The sequence below is a fragment of the Streptomyces sp. NBC_00162 genome, assembly GCF_024611995.1.
In the GTDB taxonomy this organism is placed as follows: domain Bacteria; phylum Actinomycetota; class Actinomycetes; order Streptomycetales; family Streptomycetaceae; genus Streptomyces.
Genome location: NZ_CP102509.1, coordinates 366,701 through 387,650, shown reverse-complemented (window position 1 = coordinate 387,650; position 20,950 = coordinate 366,701). Strand labels below are relative to the sequence as shown.

Annotated in this window: 18 protein-coding genes and 4 pseudogenes; 13 read left to right on the top strand and 9 right to left on the bottom strand. The window is 69.3% G+C overall.

What is annotated here, in order from left to right; translation table 11 throughout:
- Window positions 1-11: 11 nt before the first annotated feature.
- Window positions 12-614: a transposase gene (locus JIW86_RS02245; RefSeq protein ID WP_257552257.1), complete on the bottom strand. Its 603-nt coding sequence runs from the start codon at window positions 612-614 to the stop codon at window positions 12-14.
- Window positions 505-1,149: a winged helix-turn-helix domain-containing protein gene (locus JIW86_RS02240; protein WP_257552256.1), complete on the bottom strand. Its 645-nt coding sequence runs from the start codon at window positions 1,147-1,149 to the stop codon at window positions 505-507. The genes JIW86_RS02245 and JIW86_RS02240 overlap by 110 nt, the downstream gene beginning before the upstream one ends.
- Before the next feature lie 269 nt (window positions 1,150-1,418).
- Between JIW86_RS02240 and JIW86_RS02235 the strand changes: the two are divergent.
- Window positions 1,419-1,961: pseudogene (locus JIW86_RS02235) on the top strand (transposase); the annotation flags it as partial.
- Between the two features lie 93 nt (window positions 1,962-2,054).
- On the opposite strand, the gene JIW86_RS02230 reads toward JIW86_RS02235, so the two are convergent.
- Complete coding sequence (locus JIW86_RS02230) at window positions 2,055-3,548, bottom strand: hypothetical protein (RefSeq protein ID WP_257552255.1); 1,494 nt, start codon at window positions 3,546-3,548, stop codon at window positions 2,055-2,057.
- A gap of 551 nt (window positions 3,549-4,099) precedes the next feature.
- On the opposite strand from JIW86_RS02230, the gene JIW86_RS02225 reads away from it, so the two are divergent.
- Together JIW86_RS02225 and JIW86_RS02220 are read left to right on the top strand one after the other, a co-directional pair.
- Window positions 4,100-5,566, top strand: a complete 1,467-nt coding sequence (locus tag JIW86_RS02225; RefSeq protein ID WP_257552254.1) for a serine/threonine-protein kinase — start codon at window positions 4,100-4,102, stop codon at window positions 5,564-5,566.
- Between the two features lie 856 nt (window positions 5,567-6,422).
- Entirely contained in the window at window positions 6,423-7,079 is a 657-nt protein-coding gene (locus tag JIW86_RS02220) for a hypothetical protein (protein ID WP_322975477.1), read from the top strand.
- Here the strand turns inward: JIW86_RS02220 and JIW86_RS02215 are convergent.
- Window positions 7,052-7,855, bottom strand: a complete 804-nt coding sequence (locus tag JIW86_RS02215; RefSeq protein WP_257552253.1) for a DNA polymerase Y family protein — start codon at window positions 7,853-7,855, stop codon at window positions 7,052-7,054. The two genes, JIW86_RS02220 and JIW86_RS02215, sit on opposite strands and share 28 nt — an antisense overlap.
- 92 nt (window positions 7,856-7,947) lie before the next feature.
- Here JIW86_RS02215 and JIW86_RS02210 point away from each other — a divergent pair, with 92 nt between their 5' ends.
- The 6 genes and pseudogenes from JIW86_RS02210 to JIW86_RS02185 all read left to right on the top strand — a co-directional run.
- Window positions 7,948-9,204, top strand: a complete 1,257-nt coding sequence (locus JIW86_RS02210) for a tyrosine-type recombinase/integrase (RefSeq protein WP_416237513.1) — start codon at window positions 7,948-7,950, stop codon at window positions 9,202-9,204.
- 4 nt (window positions 9,205-9,208) lie between these two features.
- Entirely contained in the window at window positions 9,209-9,544 is a 336-nt protein-coding gene (locus JIW86_RS02205) for a helix-turn-helix domain-containing protein (protein ID WP_257552252.1), read from the top strand.
- A 176-nt stretch (window positions 9,545-9,720) separates the two neighbouring features.
- Window positions 9,721-11,970 carry a hypothetical protein gene (locus JIW86_RS02200; RefSeq protein WP_257552251.1) on the top strand — a complete coding sequence of 750 codons (2,250 nt, stop codon included), beginning with the start codon at window positions 9,721-9,723 and terminating at the stop codon, window positions 11,968-11,970.
- Between the two features lie 52 nt (window positions 11,971-12,022).
- The gene (locus JIW86_RS02195) at window positions 12,023-12,460 is read left to right on the top strand and encodes a hypothetical protein (RefSeq protein WP_257552250.1); all 438 of its coding nucleotides are present in this window, start codon (window positions 12,023-12,025) and stop codon (window positions 12,458-12,460) included.
- A gap of 216 nt (window positions 12,461-12,676) precedes the next feature.
- Complete coding sequence (locus JIW86_RS02190; protein WP_257552249.1) at window positions 12,677-13,024, top strand: helix-turn-helix domain-containing protein; 348 nt, start codon at window positions 12,677-12,679, stop codon at window positions 13,022-13,024.
- Window positions 13,021-13,421, top strand: a pseudogene (locus tag JIW86_RS02185) (transposase); the annotation flags it as partial. The gene JIW86_RS02190 and the pseudogene JIW86_RS02185, both read left to right, overlap by 4 nt.
- Here the strand turns inward: JIW86_RS02185 and JIW86_RS02180 are convergent.
- Both JIW86_RS02180 and JIW86_RS02170 read right to left on the bottom strand, forming a co-directional pair.
- On the bottom strand, window positions 13,384-13,773 hold the full coding sequence (locus JIW86_RS02180; RefSeq protein WP_257559630.1) for a hypothetical protein: 390 nt from the start codon (window positions 13,771-13,773) through the stop codon (window positions 13,384-13,386). The pseudogene JIW86_RS02185 and the gene JIW86_RS02180 sit on opposite strands and share 38 nt — an antisense overlap.
- Before the next feature lie 668 nt (window positions 13,774-14,441).
- Entirely contained in the window at window positions 14,442-15,968 is a 1,527-nt protein-coding gene (locus tag JIW86_RS02170) for an FAD-dependent oxidoreductase (protein ID WP_257552248.1), read from the bottom strand.
- A 521-nt stretch (window positions 15,969-16,489) separates the two neighbouring features.
- Between JIW86_RS02170 and JIW86_RS02165 the strand changes: the two are divergent.
- Together JIW86_RS02165 and JIW86_RS02160 are read left to right on the top strand one after the other, a co-directional pair.
- Window positions 16,490-16,753, top strand: a pseudogene (locus tag JIW86_RS02165) (IS110 family transposase); the annotation flags it as partial.
- Between the two features lies 1 nt (window position 16,754).
- Window positions 16,755-16,907 (top strand): annotated as a pseudogene (locus JIW86_RS02160) (transposase); the annotation flags it as partial.
- A gap of 8 nt (window positions 16,908-16,915) precedes the next feature.
- On the opposite strand, the gene JIW86_RS02155 reads toward JIW86_RS02160, so the two are convergent.
- Both JIW86_RS02155 and JIW86_RS02150 read right to left on the bottom strand, forming a co-directional pair.
- Window positions 16,916-17,092 carry a hypothetical protein gene (locus tag JIW86_RS02155; RefSeq protein ID WP_257552247.1) on the bottom strand — a complete coding sequence of 59 codons (177 nt, stop codon included), beginning with the start codon at window positions 17,090-17,092 and terminating at the stop codon, window positions 16,916-16,918.
- A gap of 512 nt (window positions 17,093-17,604) precedes the next feature.
- Window positions 17,605-17,796: a DUF1918 domain-containing protein gene (locus tag JIW86_RS02150; protein ID WP_257552246.1), complete on the bottom strand. Its 192-nt coding sequence runs from the start codon at window positions 17,794-17,796 to the stop codon at window positions 17,605-17,607.
- A gap of 323 nt (window positions 17,797-18,119) precedes the next feature.
- On the opposite strand from JIW86_RS02150, the gene JIW86_RS02145 reads away from it, so the two are divergent.
- Window positions 18,120-18,989, top strand: coding sequence for an IS5 family transposase (locus tag JIW86_RS02145; protein ID WP_257552065.1), 870 nt, complete (start codon window positions 18,120-18,122; stop codon window positions 18,987-18,989).
- 115 nt (window positions 18,990-19,104) lie between these two features.
- Here JIW86_RS02145 and JIW86_RS02140 read toward each other — a convergent pair whose 3' ends face one another.
- Window positions 19,105-19,524, bottom strand: a complete 420-nt coding sequence (locus tag JIW86_RS02140; protein WP_257552245.1) for a hypothetical protein — start codon at window positions 19,522-19,524, stop codon at window positions 19,105-19,107.
- A gap of 320 nt (window positions 19,525-19,844) precedes the next feature.
- Here JIW86_RS02140 and JIW86_RS02135 point away from each other — a divergent pair, with 320 nt between their 5' ends.
- On the top strand, window positions 19,845-20,735 hold the full coding sequence (locus tag JIW86_RS02135) for a hypothetical protein (RefSeq protein WP_257559629.1): 891 nt from the start codon (window positions 19,845-19,847) through the stop codon (window positions 20,733-20,735).
- The last annotated feature ends 215 nt before the right edge of the window (window positions 20,736-20,950 follow it).

Here is a 20,950-nt window from a genome sequence, read left to right as displayed (position 1 = left end):
TCTCTTACCTGTCAGAGTTGTTGACGGGATTGGTGTGAGCGCTCACACTCTTCGGCGCGGGCGGCAGTTACTGAGGTTTTCAGGGTGGTCGGTGGGTCGAGTGTCAGGTCGGTGGCGGTGAGGCAGCCGTTGATCAGGTGGCGCCGGAGTTGGATTGTGCGTAACTCGCGGCGGAGTGTGCGGTCGAGGTCGTCGGGTGTGGCGAAGGCGGTGTTGGCCATCGCTCTGCGCACGAGTGACCAGACGGCCTCGACGGGGTTCAGGTCGGGTGCATAGGGCGGGAGCCGGACGGTGGTGAGCCAGTCGTGCTCGGCCTCGTAATGTTTCAGCCCCGCGGCCAGGTGGGTGTTGAGATTGTCCCAGACCACCACGATCGGGCCGCCGAGCTGGATGTGAGCCCGCACCAGCAGGTCGCGGTAGTCCTTCCAGGAGAAGCTCTTGCGTGCACCCTTGAGGAGGAGGTGGTGTCGGGGGCGGTGGATGAGGCGGCTCTTCTCGCCGGGTTTATAGCAGCACAGGGCGGCGACTGAGGTTCGGCGGCGGGACCTGCCACGGACGCGGATGAGAGGGGTGAGCCCGCGCCGGCCCCAGGTGCGGGCGCGGGGCGGCGTCATCGAGAAGCCGGCTTCGTCCTCGAAGACGATCCAAGCCCCGGACGCCGCCGCTAGGCTTTGCCTGCGGCCACACCTCCTTCTTCCACAGCTCCACCGCATGCTCGTCACGCTCGAGTGCCCTGCGGGCGGGTGCCTGCCAGGACCAGCCGTGCCGTCTCAGCAGCCGCCACACCGTCGTCACCGACCGACTCATCCGCAACCGTCGGCGGGTCACAGTCTGGACCCGGGCCAGGGTCCAGCGATCGTCGTCGAAGCCGTACGCCGACGGGCCCTTGCCGAGTTCCTCCTCGAGCACGGCGAACTGTTCATCGGTGACGGTCGGGGCGTTCGCCGGACCCGCCGAGCGCAGGGCCTCCATGCCGCCCTCGCGCCAGGCACGACGCCAGCGTTCCACCGACCGGACACTTACCCGCAGGTTTTTCGCGATGACCGCGGTCTTCTCACCCGCTGTGAACCGTTGCCCGGCCTGAAGCCGGATTGCCTCACGAAATGCCCGACGCTCAGCGGCCAGGCCCCCGCCCTCTGGATACCTCACCTCACCGGCATACCGGAGGGATCATGAACCGTCACCACCCGACGACAACCCGAAGCCCTCAGTAAGCGTTCTTCGACACCAAGCCAGCCTAAAACCCAAGGCTGCTTAGAACAGGGAACCCGAAAGAGTCACTCAGTCAATACCAGATCCCGTAACCCGCACTGTGCTGAGCCGCATGCGTGCACGACACCTGTCGCGCTAGCCGCCCAGCTGTCCGACTGATTCGATCAGGCAAGTACCGGCCACAGCGAACTTCTACGGATCAGTAGCCCTACAGAAGTGCCGATCGACACCCCGCACCGCCGACGGCGACCCTGGCCGCCGGTCTCGAGCCGAAGACGTTCACCACCGTTGCCTGGCGGCAGGGCACACGCGGCCGGCTGAAGTCCCGCTTCGCCGCCGTGCGCGTCCGCCCCGCCGGAAAGGCCGTCGAGCGTCCGATCAAGGCCGCCGCCTCGTCCGAGCAAGGCTGGGGGGACGGGGTCCTGCCCGACTGCTGGCTGCTGGTCGAATAGCCAGAAAACGCCGACGCTCCCACCGACTACTGGCTCTCCAGCCTCCCGGCCGACACCCCGATCACCGAGCTAGTCCGTTTGGCCAAGGTCCGCTGGCGCATCGAGCACGACTACCGAGAACTCAAGCACGGCCTGGGCCTGGACCACTTCGAGGGACGATCCTGGCCGGGCTGGCATCACCACGTCACCCTCGTGACCGCCGCCCAGGCCTTCCTCACCGAACAACGACTGACCCCAAAAGTCCCAGGACCGGCCTCACTCTCTACCAGACCCTCGACGCCCTCCAAAACATCCTGAGGTGCTGGACAGGCATCTGCACCACCTGCCACCAACCCCTCCCCAACAGACCACACACCACACCAAGATCAAGAACGACCTAACGGAGTCCTACTAGGGCTGCGACAGGGCCTCCCGGACGGCGTCGATGCCGAGGGCCAGGTCCGCGTGGAAACTCTGGTGGAGGTCGAAGTCCCGGGTCATGTCGACGTAGTAGCCGTCCGGCAGTGTCGACTCGGCACGCGAAAGGTCGCTGTTCAGTTCGTCGAGCTGGTGGATCATCCGGTGGGTGTCGCTCAGGGACTGCGTGAGGGCCTCGGCGAGCGAGCCGCCGGACTGAGGAGAGGTGTCCGCCCCGGGCCGGTGCAACGCACGCAGCGCAGCCCGCACCGCCGCGCGCCGGAACTGGGCCAGGGCGAGGGACGCTTCGATCCCGTCGTAGGAGACCTCGTTCGTCCAGGGGTCGTCATGGGCGAGGCCCGCCGCCAGATAGCCGACGCGGCGCGGGACGTCGAGGTCCTTCACCGCGTCGAACATCGGCGCGGCGAGCGCGGCGTCCTGTGCCAGTGCCACCGCGAACGCCCGGGCGTCCTCCCTCCGGAACTCGTCCCTCGTGGCCCGGGTCCCGGACCGCTCGGCCTCCCGCCGGAATCGCTCCACCTGAAGGGCGAGCACCGCTCCGAGCCGTACGGCCGCCAGCTCGACCGCGGGAAACCCGCTGAGCGCAGCCTCGCGGCCCTGCGCGTCGCACCGGGCGAGGCCGGCCGCGTAGGCCCGCACTTCAGATGGCGCGGGCTCGGCGAATGAGTGCAGCACTGGTGCGCCGAAGGGCGGCACGGGGAGCGAAGGGCCGAGGTTCCACAGCGGCGGTACGGGGGCGCGGCGAGCGGTGGTCCCGTCTGCACCAATGGAGCCGCTCACCTCGTCCAGCCCGGCCCGCAGGTCGAGTACGGGATCCAGCGCGGCGGCCAGCTCGCCCAGCAGCTCCGCGAACCTGACGTCTGCCTCCGCGGTCCCCTCGGCCGCCCCAGACCCCTCGGCCTCCTCCGGTGCCTCGGCACCTGTGGCCTGCCGTACCCCTGTCTCCGCTTCGAGCAGCTTGCCGACGTGGCGCAGGGTGCGGTGCACCTTCGGCATCGACAGGCCCAGCTCGTACGCGATCGCTCCCGGCCTGCAGCCAGCCAACCGAAAGGCAGTGACGTTGAGTTGGCGCTCGTTCAACTCTCTCAGCGGGGCGAGCGCCACCACCGTCCGGGCCTGCACCAGGGCGTCGGTGCTGCCCTTCCCCAGAAGGGCGGGCACCGTCTCGTGCGCTGGGCGGAGCGCGCCGCAGCCGCCGCCGACGGTCATCCGGCACGTCCAAGACCGCAGCGCCTGCGCGGTGACCACGGGGGTCCTGGTGTCCTTCGCGGCCCCGACCACGTTCGCGGCCAGCAGGTCTATCCACCGTCGGGCCACTGCCATCGAGTCCTGGGCGAGTCGCGCGGCTTCCACCAGGTCCGCGCCCCGCAGCAGCGACAGGGCGACGAGCGGCCCCGCATGCGCCCGGTAGTAGTCCCCGAACCCGACCCCGCTGACGGACACCGTATCCGCCGGATCTGTCGTCATTACCCCAACTCACTTGCGTTTGCCGCTACTTGTAATTTCCGTCGGAGTTCAAGGTAGAGGCTCGACGCGGGGTGACGGAAGCTGCCCCGCCCCCTGGAGTGAGGGCGGGGCAGTCGCGTGGGCGGTGCGCGGCACAGCGAGACCCAGGTCAGACCTCCGGGGATGGGTGGGTCGGGTCCTCGAGGCTCGAGACGTGCTGGACCACGCGGATGACCTGGCAGGAGTAGCCGAGATCGTTATCGCCTACCAGGCCGCACTGCTTGGGAAGTCACTGAGCGCATTAGTTGGTTGTGACCGCTCTTCCGTGATGGCTACGCCAGAAGGGCAGGCCGTGTCCGGGTCAGGCAGCCTCCGTGTAGCCGTCTGGGCAGTGCAGGACTCCGCGCACCGCCTTCGGAGCGGATGGCAGTCTGGGCCTTCGCAGAAGAGCGGCCAGAACACTCCAGTTGGCCTTGCGTAAGGCCGACCCGGACCAGGGGGACCGTCTTGGCCAACACCCTGCCTTCTGGCAGGTTTCCGGGTATCGGAGGCATCTCCTTCGCGGGCGCGTCATGATCTGCATCGTGCCGGTTCGTCGGGGACCGCAATGTGCGAGACGGGGAGGCACGGCAGTGCGAGACCAGCTTCTCGGAGGTCGTTACCGGCTGGTGCGACAGCTCGGCGAGGGCGCCATGGGGCAAGTGTGGGAGGCGCAGGACGAGACGCTGAGCCGGCCCGTCGCGGTCAAGGTGATCTCCCTGCTCGCGGGTGGCGGAAACCGCGGGAACGAGGCACGTGCCAGGTTCCGGCGGGAAGCACTGATCACCGCCCGGCTGCAGCATCCCAACATCGTGACCATCCACGACCTCGGCGAGACCGGCACTGGGGACAACAAGGCACCGTTCCTGGTGATGGAGCTGATCCGAGGCGAGGGCCTGGACGCCATGCTGCGCCGAGGCGCCGTCCCCCTACCGGACGCGGCCCGATGGGGCGCGCAGATATGCGACGCGCTGGCCGCCGCGCACGACATGGGAGTCATGCACCGGGACATCAAGCCGTCCAACATCCTCATCACTCCCTCCGGCCTGGTGAAGGTCCTCGATTTTGGTATCGCGAGGGCGGCCGACCCCTATGCGACCGCGGACCGGCTCACCCAGACGGGCTTCATCGTGGGCACGCCTCCATATATGGCGCCCGAACAGGCGCGTGGCTTCCCGGAACCGCGCAGCGACCTGTACGCGCTCGGCTGTCTCCTCTTCGAGCTGATCACGGGCCGGCTGCCGTTCCAGGCTCCCGACACCGTGGGCTACCTCTTGGCACACCTCACCCAGGAGCCGCCCACACCCAGTTCGCTCTCCACCGGCATCCCATCCGCCTGGGACGACATCCTGCTGACCCTGCTGGACAAAGACCCCGACAGGCGGTACCCGAACGCCGCCGACCTTTCCCGGGCACTGCGACAACTCGACCACGCACCCGAGCCCGCGCCGCCAGAACCCCGCCCCCACCCGCCCACAGAGCCCGGCACGACTCCGCCGTCGCCCGTCGTCTCCACCCCCGGTGCGAACGCGGTCCCCCCGCGGCCGGGTGCGACATCGGCGTCTCCGGCACGCCTTCGCCTACTGTTTGTGGGCCTGGACATAGCGACGCGGTTCGTCCTTCCTGCCATCCTGCTCTTTCTCTTCAACTGGCTGATCGCTGCCGAGAACAGATTCGGCTTGTCCGTCGCCATGGCAGTCATCTCGGTGGCGACGGCAGTACTCACATCGCGGTCCACAAAGCTGACGCGTGCGACGGGGTACGCGGCCGCAGCCGTCATCGCGGTGTTCCTTGCGGTGGATGTGATCGACAAACAAGGCTCGTGGGCTAGGGATGGCTGGTCCGACGGCGTCATGTACGACAGCCCCTACACTCTCCAGCTGCTCTTCCACGCGGCGTGTGTCCTGAGCATCGCGACGTACCGCTACCGCGATGTCGAAACCCGGCGAGCCCTGTGGGACCACGGCACGTCAGACAGCGATAACACCTCAACGCCGTGACAGCCGGCTGAGGCCACTTGACCGAGCGCCGCAGTTGGTTCTGACCGCGCTGCTGTGACGACCCGCGTGCCGTCCCTCCGAGTGCTGCGCGCGCGGAGAGCCCTGGACTGCTCAGACGGCTGCGCGGAGGTTGCCTGGCCTGGACGTGTGCGGCCCTTCTTGCGTAGTCGTCACGGAAGAGCGGCCAGAACCGTGAAATCGGCCAGTGCTGCTCTTCGTTCCCCACCCGGTTGCTGTCGGCAACGATGACCGGGGCCGCCCGACCGTGCAGTGTGCGGGCCGCGCCGGCCGGTCAAGGCCCTGCTCTCGTATAGCTACGGCCAGGTGGCGTGTAGCAATGAGTAACTACACGGGGCTGCGGTCGCGCTGCTGGAGGGTGGCGAAGTCGGCGCGCGCCGTTTCGACGGCTTTCGGGTTTCGGGTACGCCTTGGCCTTCTCGTGCTCGGCGAGCGCCCGGTAGATGCTGGACAGGCTGGGATTCTGGCATTTGCGGCGGCCGGTGGGAAATGATCAGGTCCGGCTGGATGGTCTCGACGGTTTCGCCCATCGCGCGGCGGCGGAGCACGGTGTGCAGCATGTCGTCGGTGATGACTGGTGGCCTGCCCTCGTGTCAGAGGCTGTTGGCAGTATCGCCGCTGTGAACGTCATCCGTACCACCCCACCGCGGCCGTTCGACGTGGCTGCGGTCTTCCCTCGACTGGCCTCGCTGGCACGCACGGCGACCCGGCTGCATCCCCGTCCCGGTTCTCCGTCGCCGTACCAAAGTTCTATCGGCGGACCACTGCTGTGGCCTGCCAATCAGCCGTGGCTGTACTGCGACAAGTGGCACGAGGGTCCGGTCTCCCCCTCCTGCCGGTGGCCCAGCTGTACGTGCGCGACGTGCCCCAGCTACGGCCGCCCGGACGGACAGACCTGCTCCAGGTGCTGTGGTGTCCCTCGGAGCACCCGCCGGAGCACAAGCCTCCGACCGAACTGTTCTGGCGAACCGCCGCCGACGTCACCCACGTCCTTGCTTCGCCGCCCAAACCCTCGGATGTGCAGGACGGCTACACGCCGGAGCCGTGCGTGCTGGCACCGGAGCAAGTCACCGAGTACCCCAACTTTCTGGAGTTGGACAAGGAGCTGCGGCAGCAGCTGAGCGACTGGAGCGCGTGGCAGGAAGCCGGCGTCGCGATACATGATTCCTACGAGGCCGCTCCGGAGGAGTTCTACATGAACGAGCTGTCCGTCGCCCCCGGCTGGAAGGTCGGTGGATGGGCACCGTGGGGCCTCACCGATCCCATCGCCCGGTTCTGCATCAACTGTGGCGCCGCGATGAACCCGCTTCTGACCATCGCCTCGGACGAATGTCGCGACTACAGAAGGGGTTGGGTCCCGTACGAGGACCAAGGCATCGCCGTGCTCGACTACGACAACGTGTCGAACCCGCCCGGGATCCAGGTCTCCGACGCAAATCATCTGCAGCTCTACGTCTGCCCGACGTGCTACACGCATACCGACCTGATCCAATAGGCCATTAAGTGCATGGGGTCGGTCGGCCTTGACCTGGATACAGCGGGTTGCCAACAGCGTTTTATCGTCGGGTTTTCCGCGAGCGGTCCGGTTGCTGGTTGTGGCGAGGGTGGCGGGCCGGATGGTGCCGGGGCCGTAGCGGGCGCGGTCGCGGTCGCTGACGGCTTCGATGGCTGGGTGGCCTCTGTGGCGGGGCGGAGGTCTTGGGCGCGCAGGCTGATGGCGCGGACGCGTGCCCGTTGGAGACCGAGGAGGTCGTAGAGCTCGTACGCGGTGGTGGTGAGCGGGCGGGTGTGGGCGGTGGGTTCGGGCAGGGTACGGCTGCGGGTGCTGCCGGTCCGGTCGGTGTAGCGGACGGAGATGGTGAGGTTCCCGGTGGCCTGCTGCTCGTCGCGGAGCCGGGCGCCGAGCTCGTCGGTCAGGTCCAGCAGGGTTCTGCGGTGCTCGGCGGGGTCCAGGACGTCGTGGTCGAAGGTCCTCTCGGCGCTCATGGACTTCGGAGCCGGCTGGGTCTGGACGGTGCGCAGGTCCTGGCCGTGGGCGTGGGCGTGGGCGTGGAGGGAGCGTCCGGTGGAGGCGCCGAAGAGACAGACCAGGGTGGGCACGGGCGCGTCGGCGATGTCGCCGATGGTGTGCAGCCCGTACGTGCGGAGCTTGTTCGCGGTCGCGGGGCCGACCTGGTGGAGGGCGGCGGCGGGGCGCGGCCGCAGCCACGCCTGCACGTTGCGGGCCTCGAGCATCGTGGTGGCGCCTGGCGGGGTCGCGGCGGCCGCCATCGAGGCGAGCATCCAACTGGAGCGCCGACGGGTTCGTTCCAGTGGTCCGTGCGGGAGTTGTGGCTGTTCATGCAGGTCGTAGCCGCGCATGAGTGGTTCACTCGATCGCGTGGAGATCTGACGATTACTCGCAGATTCCAGAAGTTCTCTCCGTAATTTGCTCGCTTGTGACAGATTCCGGGACTCGCCTCTTCTCTCTCATCACGGGTGGCGACGTCAGCGTGAAGGACCGTCCTGGCGATCAGGAGCAGCCAGAGCCGGGCCTGGCCGACGTGCTGGCGCTCCAGCGGCAGACCGCAGCGACCGCGTCGGCGGAGGACGAGCGCGCGTTCTTCCAGGACTCCCTTGCCGAGTACGTGTGGGCCCGGGATGTCGCGGGACTCTCGCCGCGGACTCTGGAGGGGCTGGTCCAGCCCGTGCTGGAGATCTGCTCGTACTACGACATCTTGCCGTGGCACCTGAGCGCTCGGCAGTTCGACAAGTACTTCGCCGGGCCGGGCAAGCGTCCCCGGCACACCACGGTCCGCTCGAAGATCAACAAGATCGATCTGTACTACGCCTTCCTGGAGCAGCGGTACGCGGGTGAGATTCACCGCCGGTTCGGGGCGGTGGTCCAATCGCCGGTCGATGCGTTCAACCGGCCCGTGCACCGGGGTGACTTCGGGCTGCGGATCCCGCCGTCGGCGCGGGCGACGAAGGAGTTCTTCGCCGCGTGGCGCGAGGCTCTGCCGCGGGCGCGAAAGTACCCGGTGGCGGTCCGCAACTACGTGATGTCGAAGCTGGCGTACATCTCCGGCGTCCGGGCGGCGGAGCTGTGCCCGGTCCAGCTGGGGGAGGTGCACTGGGAGAACGGGCAGTGGGGCCGGTTCCTGGTCCACGGCAAGGGCGCCGGCGGCTCCGGCCCCCGTGACCGCGAAGCCTTCCTCTTCCAGGAGGGGCGTGAGCTGTTGTGGTGGTACGTCGAGGAAGTACGCGGCGAGTTCCCCGACGACCCCTCCGATCCACGGGCACCGCTGTTCCCTTCGGAGCGGCTGGCGAAGTCCCTGGCCGGCATGGACGGCCTGCTCGCGCCGCCGGTGGTGCCCGACACGTTCCGGCGCGCACTGAAGATGGCCTCGCGAGAGCATCTGCGGGGGCCGGTCAGCGAGCTTTTCCCGCATCTCCTGCGACACGCGTGCGCGACCCACAACTATGAGCAGGGGATGCCGTTGTGGGATGTGCAGGTTTTGCTCGGTCATGTCTGGGCCTCCACCACGGTCGGGTATCTCGCGACCGCGAAGGGCGATCCGGAGCGGGCCAGTCTGGAGTCTTCCCGGCGAGCAGTTCGCCGGCTGAGCGCGGAGGCGTGATCCGTTGAAGTGGAACCTGCGCTGGGCCGCGGCCAAGCGCGACATCTGGCGGCCGACCCAGCTGCAGGCAGCCTTCCGGGAGGTCGGGTTCACCCCGTCCCTGAGCAAGGTGGCCGCCCTGTGGTCCGGCAAGCCGGTCACCGTCCGGCTGGAGGACCTCGACATGATCTGCGCCGCACTCCAGTGCACGGTCGCGGACCTGATGGAAGCCGAGCCGGTGGCGGCCGCCGAAGGACGTGCCGAGAGCGAGCAGCGGGCCGTTGGCGAGAGCGGCCCGGCGCGCCCGATTCCACGGCCCGGCGGTGGCAGCGGGTCCCGACGCCCACTGCCCCCGAACTGAAACGGGACCTGACGATGATCAGGGGCTTCGGACTGCTCGGCTCGTGCGGGACATGCGCGGGCTGGGGCGGAGTGAACAAGAAGACCATGTGTCTGCGGTGCGCGCGGGCCTGGAACCGCGTGACGTTGGGCCGGAGCGGCTGGAGCGTGGCGCCATGCCGACGGTGCGCCTGGAGCATGCCAGTGACACGGGCGGGCGTGTGCGGGCCCTGCCTCCTGGCGGCCCGCCTCGGCGAGGACGACCCCTGGGTCTGGGCCGAGCTCCACGACGAAGCGCTCGCCCCGGGCCGGCCCCGACAGCTCACCCTGGAGATCGAGGGGATCACCCTGCCCGAGGCTCGTGCGGTGCGGATGCCTCAGGCCAAAGCCGGACGGCGCTACAACGTCCCCTCGTGGTTGCGGGCCCGGTTCCCCGAGCCGGTCCAGGACGATCCCCGGATCTGCCCGCCCCAGGTCCCCGGGCAACTGGGGCTCTTCCCCACCCCGGCCCGCCAGTTCTCCCGCACCCACGCGGCCCGCATCACCGACCGTTCCATCTCCGGCTTCGAGGCCGTAGCCGAGCAGCTGCGGCTGATGGCGGACGAGCGCCGGGTACGGGCCCGGACGGTGTGGATCTGGCGCCTGGAAGGCTTCGCCCGCCTGGCGCTGGCGGCCCGGGACCCCGACCAGCAGCAGGTCGCCGCCCAGGCCCTGGACGACCTCCTCTACAGCGGCCCGGTCCTCGGGCAGGCCCTGGACCGGGCTGGCCTCCTCGCCCCGGCGCCCTCCCGTCGCCTCGTTGCTCCCCGGCGTACCGGGCCCACCCGCCGCTCCGGACAGCAGGACCCTGAACGCCGGGGCCAGTGCGACCACTGCCTGGCCTGGGCGAACGACCGCCGGGTCCTGTGCGGGGCGTGTACCAACTGGTGCTTCACGATCCGACAGCGCGGCGGGAGCGAAGCCGAGTGCAGCCGCTGCCACCGCAACCTGCTGCTCAGCGGCGGCATGTGCCGCAGGTGCCGGATCGTGATCGCAGAAACCGAGACCGACACCGCCCAGATCGCGATGAAGGGCGGCGACCAGCTGTGGATCGCCCGCCCCCACGCCGGGCTGGCCACCGCGGGCGTGCTCCCCGACGCGGCGCCCCGGCAAGGCCGCTTCGCCCACAAGCGCCGCCGCGCCCGCGCCCAGGCCGAGGTCCAACGCCGCCTGTCCGAGCACCTCCTGGACCCCGCCCAGTTGGAACTGTTCCCGGCACCGCCGCGAGACTGGACCCGCCTGGACACCACACGGCCACCCGCCCTCACGGCGGCAGCCGCCGACCTGGTCGCCGACTTCATCACCTACATGCGCGGCCGCGGATGGAACACCGACTCCTTCAGCGGCAGCGTCCGCACCCTGCGCATCGTCACTGGACACCTCGGCGCCGAGGTCCCCATCCAGGAGACGGACATCCGGGCCCTGGCCTCCATGCGCACCACCCTCCACGGCCCCCGCGTCGTCAACTACCTCCGCCTGCGCGGCCTGCTCGAAGCCCAACAGCCCAGCGATCCCTGCATCGCACGCGCCCGGCAACACGCCTCCACGGTCAGCCACCCGGCCTTCGCCGCCGCGCTGCACGCGTTCATCGACGTGCTCCTCGGTCAGGGCAGCACGTCCAGCCGGCCCCGCAGCCCCAAGACGGTCGAGAACTACGTGGTCGCCGTCCTGCCCACCCTCGAAGCATGGACGGCTGACGGCCTCACTGACCCCCGCCAGATCACCAAGAAACACATCGAGGCCGCCCTCGACCCGCTCACCGGAGACCAGGCCCGCCGCCTGCACACCTCACTGCGCTCCCTGTTCAGGGCCCTCAAACGCGAACGCCTCATCTTCCGCGACCCCGCCCGCGGCGTCTCCCTCACCGTCAGCCGGCCTTTGCCCGCCGCGCTGCCCTCCGACCGCCTCGCCGGACTCCTCGACAAAGTCGACGACCCCCGCGACCGGCTCATGGCCGCCCTCGTCGCCGTCTACGCCCTCCTCCCCGGACAACTCGTCCGCCTCCTGCGGACCGACCTCGACCGGAGCAAGGGCCGCCTGCGATTGCGACGGCCAGGGCGCATGGACCACCTCGTCTACCTCGATGCCTTCACCCTGCGACTCGCCACGGCATGGGAACTGCAACGCCACCGGCGCTGGCCCGACAGCTCCAACCCCCACTTCTTCGTCACCCGCAACACCGCTGTCGATGACTCCGGCCCGCCCATCAGCGCTGGCGTGGTCCAGAAGACCTTCGAACGGCTCGGCTTGCGGGCCGGCGCCCTGCGCGTGGACCGGATCTACGACGAAGCCCGACACAGCGCTGACCCCGTCCGCCTCATGGAGCTCTTCGGCCTTTCCAACCTCGCCGCCACCCGCTACGTCCTGTCCGCACACCCGGAGAAGAAGAACGGCCCCATCGCCCCGTAGAGCTACGACCTTGGGAACCGACAGGGCAGCGAGGCGGCGGCGGACCGTGAGCGTGAGCAGCAACCACTACGTCGAGTGGCACCTTCCTGGCTATGACCCGATCCTGGAGCTGGGCGTGGCGCCCGCGTGGCTCCAGGTCAGCGAGCAGATTCCGACCACAGGACGGAGAACGATCATGGCCAACGTCACATGCTTTTCGGTCCGCCCAGGACATCAGTCCATCCCGCCCGACGGGACCCACTTTTTCATGGTAGGCCCGGATGATCGTTTCGGCGGCGCCGCGATCACGGCCACTGTCCAGGCAGGCTCAGGCTCGGGAAGGGCCGTGTTTGCCGAGGTGATACAGATGGCCACGCGGAGTCAGAGCGCCGTTTCTTCACCTGCGACGGAGCACTTCCTCGACATCGTCGTTAGGAACAACGGTCACGTCAGCGACGACGCCGCGACCATCGACTTCTACGACGTTTTCATCACCTGTATCACTCCGTAGCTCGCTCCGGTGGTGGCTTCAGATAGTGCTGCGAGGGGGTGTGCGTCCCGCGGCGCCTCCCACACACCGCGGGGCGCTGTTGCTCGCTGAACGCCATCGCCCCGCCCAGCGGCTTCCCCTTCCTGGGCGGGGCGACGATAGGACGCAGGCAGGTCTGCGGAGGCGGGTACTCCTCCTCGCGGCCTTCGCTCCCGTGACCGCCGAAGCTGGCTCCCCGTGACCAGCGGAGCCGGCCGGCCAAAGCTGAGCGAGGCCCTGGTCGCAGTGCTTGAAGCCGAGCTGGCCAAGGCGCCAGTGGCTCACGGATGGTCCGGCCAGACCTGGACGCTGTCGAGAATCAGGACGCTGATCGGCCGTCGGTTCCACAAGACCATGTCCCTCTCGGCCATCGCGCAGATGCTCCACCGGCACGGCTGGAGCCACCAGGTCCCCGCCCGACGTGCTCTGGAACGCGACGAGGGCGCGGTGGTCGGCTGGGTGAAGGAGACCTGGCCGCAGGTGGAAACACCGCGGCGGCGTCCGGCGCCTGGATCGTCTTCGAAGACGAGGCCGGCTTCTCGATGACGCCGCCCACTACCCGCACGTGGGCCAAACGCGCCACACACCTGTGGTCCGGGTCAGGGGACGTTCCCGGGGACGGATCTCGGTGGCTGCCTTGTGCTGCTACCGGCCCGGCGAGCGGTCCCGCCTGATTTACCGGCCTCTCTTTCACGACCCGCACGGCGGTGTGACCAAGGCCGGGCGCCGCAGTTTCGCCTAGACGGATTTTCGGGACCTGCTGGTCGCGGCCCACCAGCAGCTCGGTGCCCCGCTGGTGCTGGTATGGGACAACCTAAACACCCATCGCGTTGCCCAGCTCCGTAACTTCATCGAGGAACACGACTGGATCACTGTCATCCACCTCCCGCCCTATGCCCCTGATCTCAATCCGGTGGAGGGTATCTGGTCTCTGCTTCGTCGAACCCAAGCCGGACTCGACGAGATAGGACGGAGGTACCTCCGGGTTCTCGTGCAGAGTCCTCCGAGATTTGGCGAACCCGTCGGTTTCGGTTGGGGGCGATCGCGCAGGTGGTCTGCACGCCGTGCAGGGCCATGGTGCGCAGCCGCAGGAGAGCGGCCAGCTGCTCCGGGCTGCGGCCCCAGTAGCGGAGCGCGCCGGTGATGTCGAGATGCGCGGCGTCCGGTGGGATGGCCTGCACGCGCGGGGTGATGCCTTCGGCGAGGGCGAGGAGCTGCTCATACAGGTCCGGGTGGGCGTCGTGAGGCATATGGAAGTGGGCGTGGAGGATGCGGCGTTCGTTCATGGCGGTCATCCGGCGCTTCCAGGGTTCTCCAGACACTTCGTGTGTGCCTCATTCCCCGTGCTCGTAGGGGGTGCCTGTCTCGGAGAGGGGCTGCTCGCTACGTGTCGCCGGGTGCCAGGTCGGTGCGCAGCCGGTGTCAGGAGGGGGCGCAGGAGTCCGGCGCGGGTGCGGCTGGCGTAGCGGACTTCACCCACCAGGTGCGGCCGCACCCGCCGGGCACCGGGCACGGGCGGGCCGACGGTGAAGGGGTAGTTCGTGACGGTGGCCACGGCCAGAAGACGGGCGAGGTCGGCGGCGTCCCTGTGCCGTCCAGCCGGTGCTGACGCTGCCGAGGTAGCGCAGCTTCCCCTTGCCGTCCGGTTTGCCGACCAGGACCGAGCCGAGCAGCCCGGACAGGGTGCCTCTGCCCGGTACCCAGCCGCCCGCTCAGCCAGTGGAAGGGCTCCCGGGCCTCCCCGGCAGAGTGCCGTTGCCGCCCCGATCACGGACCGCTTTGAGGTCGGCCTGGCCCCGGCATCGACCACCATGAGGACCCGCCCTGCACGCCCGCGGCCGGTACCGAGGCCACCAGGTACGAGCACGTGCGGGCCGTACACCTCGCGTGAGGTGTACGGCCCGCACGGTCGGTGCGCAGCCGCCGGTCAGGAGGATGGAGGGCCGCCGGAAATCCGGTCCCGTCAGGCCGTCGGGCGGCCGAACCAGCGGGAGGCCGCCTCCTCGAATCCGGCATCAGCGGCGTCGTCGCCCTCCGCCCATGCCACGGTGCCGTCAGGACGGATCAGTACGGCCTCCAGTCCGAGACCGTCGACCGGGGTTCCGGCCGCGTACCGCACCCTGTCCCGCCAGGCCGACGCCGGTCCCGCCAAGCGGCGCTCGGCAGTGAAGTCGAGGACGACGCCCAGTCCGTCCCGCATCAACTCACCCAGCGAGGCTCCGTCTTCCAGCAGGAAGTCGGGCGCGTTGCGGCCCACCAGCGGATGCGCGCCGCCGAGGTCGTAGCGCATCGACGATCCCGACATCTTCTCGAAGACGTACGTCGTCCCGTCCCGCGTCCCGAGCAGGTCGCGGACCACACCGCGGGTCGCCCACGTGCCGCGGTTTGGCCGCATGACCGCCACCTGCGCCCGCGACCAGTCGAGCACCTGCGCGCCGACGGGGCGGCGTTCCTCGTCGTACGTGTCGAGGAGGCCGTCCGGCGCGTGCCCCCGTACGGTGGCCGCGAGCTTCCAGCCCAGGTTCACGGCGTCGCCGATACCGGTGTTCAGGCCCTGCCCGCCGAGGGGCGAGTGGATGTGTGCCGCGTCGCCCGCGAGGAGTATCCGGCCCTCCCGGTACGTCGTTGTCTGCTTGGCCCGGTCGGTGAAGGTGGAGACCCGCCGGACGTCGGTCAGGGTCACGTCGGTGCCCGACACACGGCGCAGCACCGCCTGGAGGTGATCGCGGGTCGGCTGCCGCGAGCGGTCGAACGCGCCGCCGTCGAAGTCCATCATCCCGAGGGTTCCGTCGACACCCAAGCGGAGGTACATGCCGGTCGGCGTCGCGTTGATCCCGGGGCGCAGCTTCTCCGGGTCGGCGAGCGTGGCGACCATCGTGTATCCGGTGAACTCCGGCTCGGTGCCGGTGAATTCGAATCCGGCGAGACGCCGCACGGCACTGCGCCCTCCGTCGCAGCCGACGACCCAGCGCGCCTCGACAGCGTCCGCGCCCGCGGAGACGACCACGTGCTCGTCGTGCTGGACGACCGCGTCCACCGGGGCGCCCCGCCGAATCTCGACGCCGAGCTTGACCGCCCGCTCGGCCAGCAGTGACTCGACCTCCGGAAGCCTGATCATCAGAGTGTCGGGGGCCGGGCTAGGCAATCGGTACGGCAGAGCGGCCAGGTCGACCTTGGCCGGATCGAGCATCACGCCTGCGAAGTGGCCCACGGCGAGCGGGCGTGACGTCCCGTCGGCCGCGGCCACCGCCGGGGCCCCGTGTCCCGCCATGTCGGCAGAGGTCTCCCGCAACGCGTCCAGCAGACCGCGCCGGTAGAAGGCTCCGGTCGAGAAGCCGAACAGGCCGCGCCTCTCGAACGGCTGCGCCCGCCACCGCGAGTCCGGCTCCGGCTCCTTCTCCCGCACCAGTACGGAGCAGCCCGCGAGGCCGAGTTCGCAGGCGAGGAAGAGACCGACCGGGCCCGCGCCCACGATCACCACGTCGTACATGAGACATCCCCTTCCGAAGCACCGCCGGGCAGCCGCCCGGCCTTGACGCTTCGAAAGGTGTCAGCAACCGCCGACACGGCTCCGACAGGGATCGACAGGACGCCGACCTCCCCTCGACAGCACGCCGACAGCACGCCGACAGGCACGCGCCGTGCGGCACATGCGCTCGCCAGCGCAGCCCCGTGCCCGTGACGGCCTCTGCCGGTCGGCCCGGTACTGCTTGCGCTCCCTACGGTGCGCCCTGTCCCGAGACCGAGCAGGACCTCATCGGCCGCACACGCCGACTCCGCCATCGGCATGCCTTGGCCCGCTGGGACCGATCTGTTGCTGCAGGGTGTCCGCGGACCTTCCCGGGCTGCGGCGGTGCTTCATGCCCACGCCAGCGGTTGTTCTGCCGACGGAGGCGTCTCGTGAGACACCACACTGTCTGGAGAACCGGGGCTGGTGTAGCCGAGCGCTTTGAGGTCGGCGGAGCGGGTGCCGGCGGGCTGGAGAGTGGAGTTCCGGCGGGTTCCTTGAAGGCGGCCGAGTACTTCCCAGCCCTGGAGCGGGCCTTCGACTACAAGACCTCCAAGGCCGCGTTGATACTCCTCACCAGCTATCAGACCCCGGCCGCACTTCGTCGGATCGGCAACAACAGGCTTGCAACGTGGCTGAAGAACCGCAAGGTCCGCAACTACAAAGCCGTCGCGGCCACCGCGCTCGAGGCCGCCGAGGCCCAGCACACCACCGTTGCCGGGGAGAAGATCGCCGCCGCGGTGGTGGCGAAGCTGGCGAAGGTGGTGGCGCCGGTGGGTGATCGAGCGGACCATGTCATGGCTGACCGGCTACCGCCGACTCAACCACCGCTACGAGCGCCACCCCCGCAACTACCTGGCCTTTCTCGGCCTCGCCGCAGCCCTCTGCTGCTACAAACGCCTCCTCCGCCTCACCACATAGGACACGGTCTAAGGACCAAGATCAGAAGACGCGACACCACCGAAGCGATCGTCGGCGCGATCACCGGCACCCTGACCCGCCCGCAGCTCCTCGTCCTCGGCCGCCACGACCACGACGGCCGGCTGCGCGCTGTCGGCCGCACCGTACCGCTGCGCCCGGACGCCGCCCGGCAGGTTGCCGAGCACCTCACCCCGGCCGCACCCGGGCACCCGTGGACGGGGGTGAAGTTCTCGGCGAGGTGGGGGGAGCCGCGACGTCCTCGACACCACCCTCGTCCACCCCGCCCTGGTCGCCGAGGTCAGCGCCGACCGGGCGATCGACCACGGCGGCATCTACCGCCCCCCGCTGCGCTTTCAGCGGCTGCGCCTGGACGTGACGGTGGAGGACGTTCCGAGGTTCGGTCAGGGGCCGGCCGCGGCCGCCGGCTGAGCGGCTGCGGGACGGGCGGGGCTGGCGGCTGGAGTTCAGAACGTGTTTCTGAACCCAAAGACGCAGGTCAGGATCCTGCCGGCAGTGTGCAGCGAAATGCTCGGCGTTCGGGTAAGCGTCACAGTAACCGCTACGCGAACGGAACTCCGGCGACTGGTGGGACTTCGGGCACTGTTGGAGTCACTACGCCAGCAGTCCGGTCCAGGGGCATCCCCGTGACCACCAGGACACCCCAGAGCCCTTCCGGCCGGCCCAGGAATCTGGGTGCCTACTCCTCCTCAATGTGCCTTACGACGGTGTCGGGGCCCGGTGACATGAGGGTCTCGTGCCCGTCCTCGAAACGGACCCGATAGGGAGGCGTGCCCTCCGGGCCAAGCACTTCGACGATCTCTGCTGACCGATCGTGCTGTCCAACTGTCCTGCCATGGACCAGCAGTCGGTCTCCCACGCTTGCTCGCATGCACCCAAGCTAGTGGCGAACGGCTTGTGAGGCCCGCCTGGACACCCCCGTACCGCCACCCGGCCCACGGGTTCGGAAACAGGTTGTCAGAGGTCGTTTTCGTCTGTACTGCCCATATACGAGCTGATTCTCGGGGCGTGCGATGGCGGTGCGGAAGAGGTGGCAGGTGTGGCTTGGGCCTGTGGGTCGGGTGGGGTGACGGGTGGGGCGGGATGTGGCTTGCGCCTGTCTCATCCCAGGATGCCTGGCCTTCAAGGCTGTGTGCTTCCGCCGTCATTGCCATACGCCTGGGCGCACTCGGTCCGCGGCGATACGCCAGAAGCATGTCGACGCGACGTCCATATCCGAGTGATCTGTCCGATGCCCGCTGGGAGTTGATCGAGCCGGTGCTCTCGGCCTGGCGTCTCGAGCGCCGCGGCAGGGCCCTGGATATCGGTCGGCCGCCTGAGCACGACCTGCGCGACATTATGGACGCGATCTTGTACGTGGACCGGACCGGAGTTCAGTGGCGCTACCTGCCGCATGACTTCCCGCACTGGAACACGGTCTACGGGTACTTCGCCAAATGGGCCGACGAGGGCGTGTTCGCCCAGCTCAACGGCCTGCTCAGGCAGCTCCTGCGGGAGAAGGAGGGACGCGATGCCGAGCCTTCGGCCTGCGTGATCGACGCCCAGAGTGTCAAGACCTCCACCAGCGTTCATGCCTCCGGCCAGGGCATCGACGCCGGCAAGAAGATCGTCGGCCGCAAGCGGAGTATCGTCACCGACACACTCGGCCTTCTCCTCGCGGTGCTGGTCACCGCGGCGAGCGTGCAGGACTCGGTCGCCGGCACCCGGCTCCTGGACCAGGTCGCCGCCGAACATCCCCGCGTCCGCAAGGTCTGGGTCGACGGCGGCTATCGCCAGCACCTCGTCGAGCACGCAGCCGCCCTCGGTATCGACATGGAAATCACCGCCCGCAAGCCTGGGACCAGGGGCTTCACCCCGATCCCGAAACGGTGGGCGGTCGAGCGGACCTACGGCTGGCTCATGCTCCACCGCCGCCTGGCCCGCGACTACGAGACCCTGCCCGCCCGCTCCGAAGCCGTGATCCACGTTGCTATGGCCGACCTCATGGCCCGCCGTATCACCAGCGAGAACACCATCTCCTGGCGCGACCCGAAGAAGCCCACCAAACAGACCATCCCGGGATGAAACATCGGACGAAAACGACCTCTCAGCCCCGACCTCAGCTGTGGCACGGGCGACGGGCCGCGGGCCGGCACTGTGCAGGGAACCTGTCGTGCCGGCCTGCGGTCCGTGGAGGGGGTTAGGGGACGACGATGGAGAAGGAGGCGTCTTCGTAGACGCCGGGCTTTCCGGTGATGACGAGGAAGGTGTCGGTGCGGGTCCCGCACGAGGGGTGCGGCCACATCGAGATCCGGACGTCGTACTCGAAGCTGATGTACTGCAGGGTGGCGGTCGGGACGAGCTTGCGGATGTCGAGGTCCTTGTCCTCCAGCTCGACGCAGTAGTGCCCCGTCGCGGGCTTGGTGACGGCCTCGATGCCCTTGGACCGGTTGACGCTGCCGTTGGCGTTGACCACGGCCGCGGCCTGCGCGTAGGGGGCGGTCACCTTCGCGGAGCCCGGGGGTACGGCCACCGCTGTCCCCGCCCAGGTTCCGCCGGCAAGGAGTCCGAGGGCGACGCTGGTCCATACGGCTGCGCGGGTCCTCTTGCTCATGGTCATGTGCAGTCTTTCCCCTCTGTGGTGTGTGCCGGCGGCCTCCCGGGCCGCCGACACACCGGAAGCTAGGGGCGCCGCTACAACCTCCGTGGTCCTTACACGTTGAAACCACCGGTTGAGGGGGCGCAGGAGGCGCTCCTCACCGACCGCGGCGCGCCTTCGGCGCGTGAGCTGCGGGATTCCACGGCCGGGGGGTTTGCTTCGCCCCTCGGGCTGCCTGTGGGTGTGCAGTGGCGTTTCACCGGTGAACCGTGCGCCCCGGGCGAGTGAACTGGCGCCTGCGGGGCTGTTCCTGGCCGAGTTGCAACGGATACAACCGGCTCATGATGATCACGATGCGAGCCGCGGTCGCTGCCCTTGCCAGCCCCCGCGCCCGCGCCAGCCCCCGCGCCCGCTCCGGCCGCCGTACCCGCCCCGGCCTCGACTGCCGTTGCCGCACCCGCTCCCGCCCGGCCTCGACAGCCCCGGCGGCGATTGCCGTCGCCGCTCCCGCTCTGGCGGCCGGTGCCGCGGCACCGGGGAGGGACATGCTGGCCGAGCGCATGGGTGCGGCCGGTGACCCGTGGGCCGCGCCTGCCCGCCGAGTCCCCGCTCCGGCCGCTCCGGCCGCTGCGCCCGCGCCCGCCGCTCGCGCTGCTGCGCCGCGGGTGCGGGAGGCCGCTGATCCGTGGGCTGTGCCCGCGAGTACGGACGCGAAGCGTTCCTGGGGCCCCCTGACCGAGGGCCTGGACGTCCCCCGTGATCTCGACCTCGGTGACCGGGCCCGTGCCCTGGAGCAGCTGAGGGTGCACCCGGCAGCGCACTCGCAGATGGTGTCGATGGTCCGGGACATCCTCCCGGAGCAGGAATCGGGCCTCCTGGTCGGCTCACGTCAGTGGCCCCTGCTGGCCGCCCGCATGCAGAACATCCGCGAGAGCGACAGCACACACACCGTCGCCCAGCACCTGAACCGCCTGACGGCCGACACCTCCTGGAAGCAGGCCACCGGCACGGCCCTGGTGGGCCGCCTCGTGGACGCGACCCTCCACGCCCTGACCACGCCGCTTTCCGCGTCGCCCGCGTCCGCCTCCCGGCTGTGGGTCTCCCCGATGGCGGCCCGCTCCCGCTGCACCACCCCCACCGTGGCCCCCGGTCGGCCAGCCCCGGCCGAAGCCGCCGTCCCCGCCCACCGGCAGCAGGCCGCGCCCACCAGGGGAGCGGGGCGCGGGCGCTGACAGGGCGTCCGGCTCCGGACGGGAGCGGCTGTTCCAGAGGTCTGGAACAGCGCCCGATGGGGTTGGATATCCGGTTTGGGGTGGCGGTGATCCTTCTGTCCGGGTGGACCCGGATGATCTACAGTGACTTTCTGTCACGGCTTGTAACTGTCGGTTGTGTGTGCTGCTCCGCGGTGACGGCCTCAGGGATGGATTTGATCGAGGAGAAGGAGACA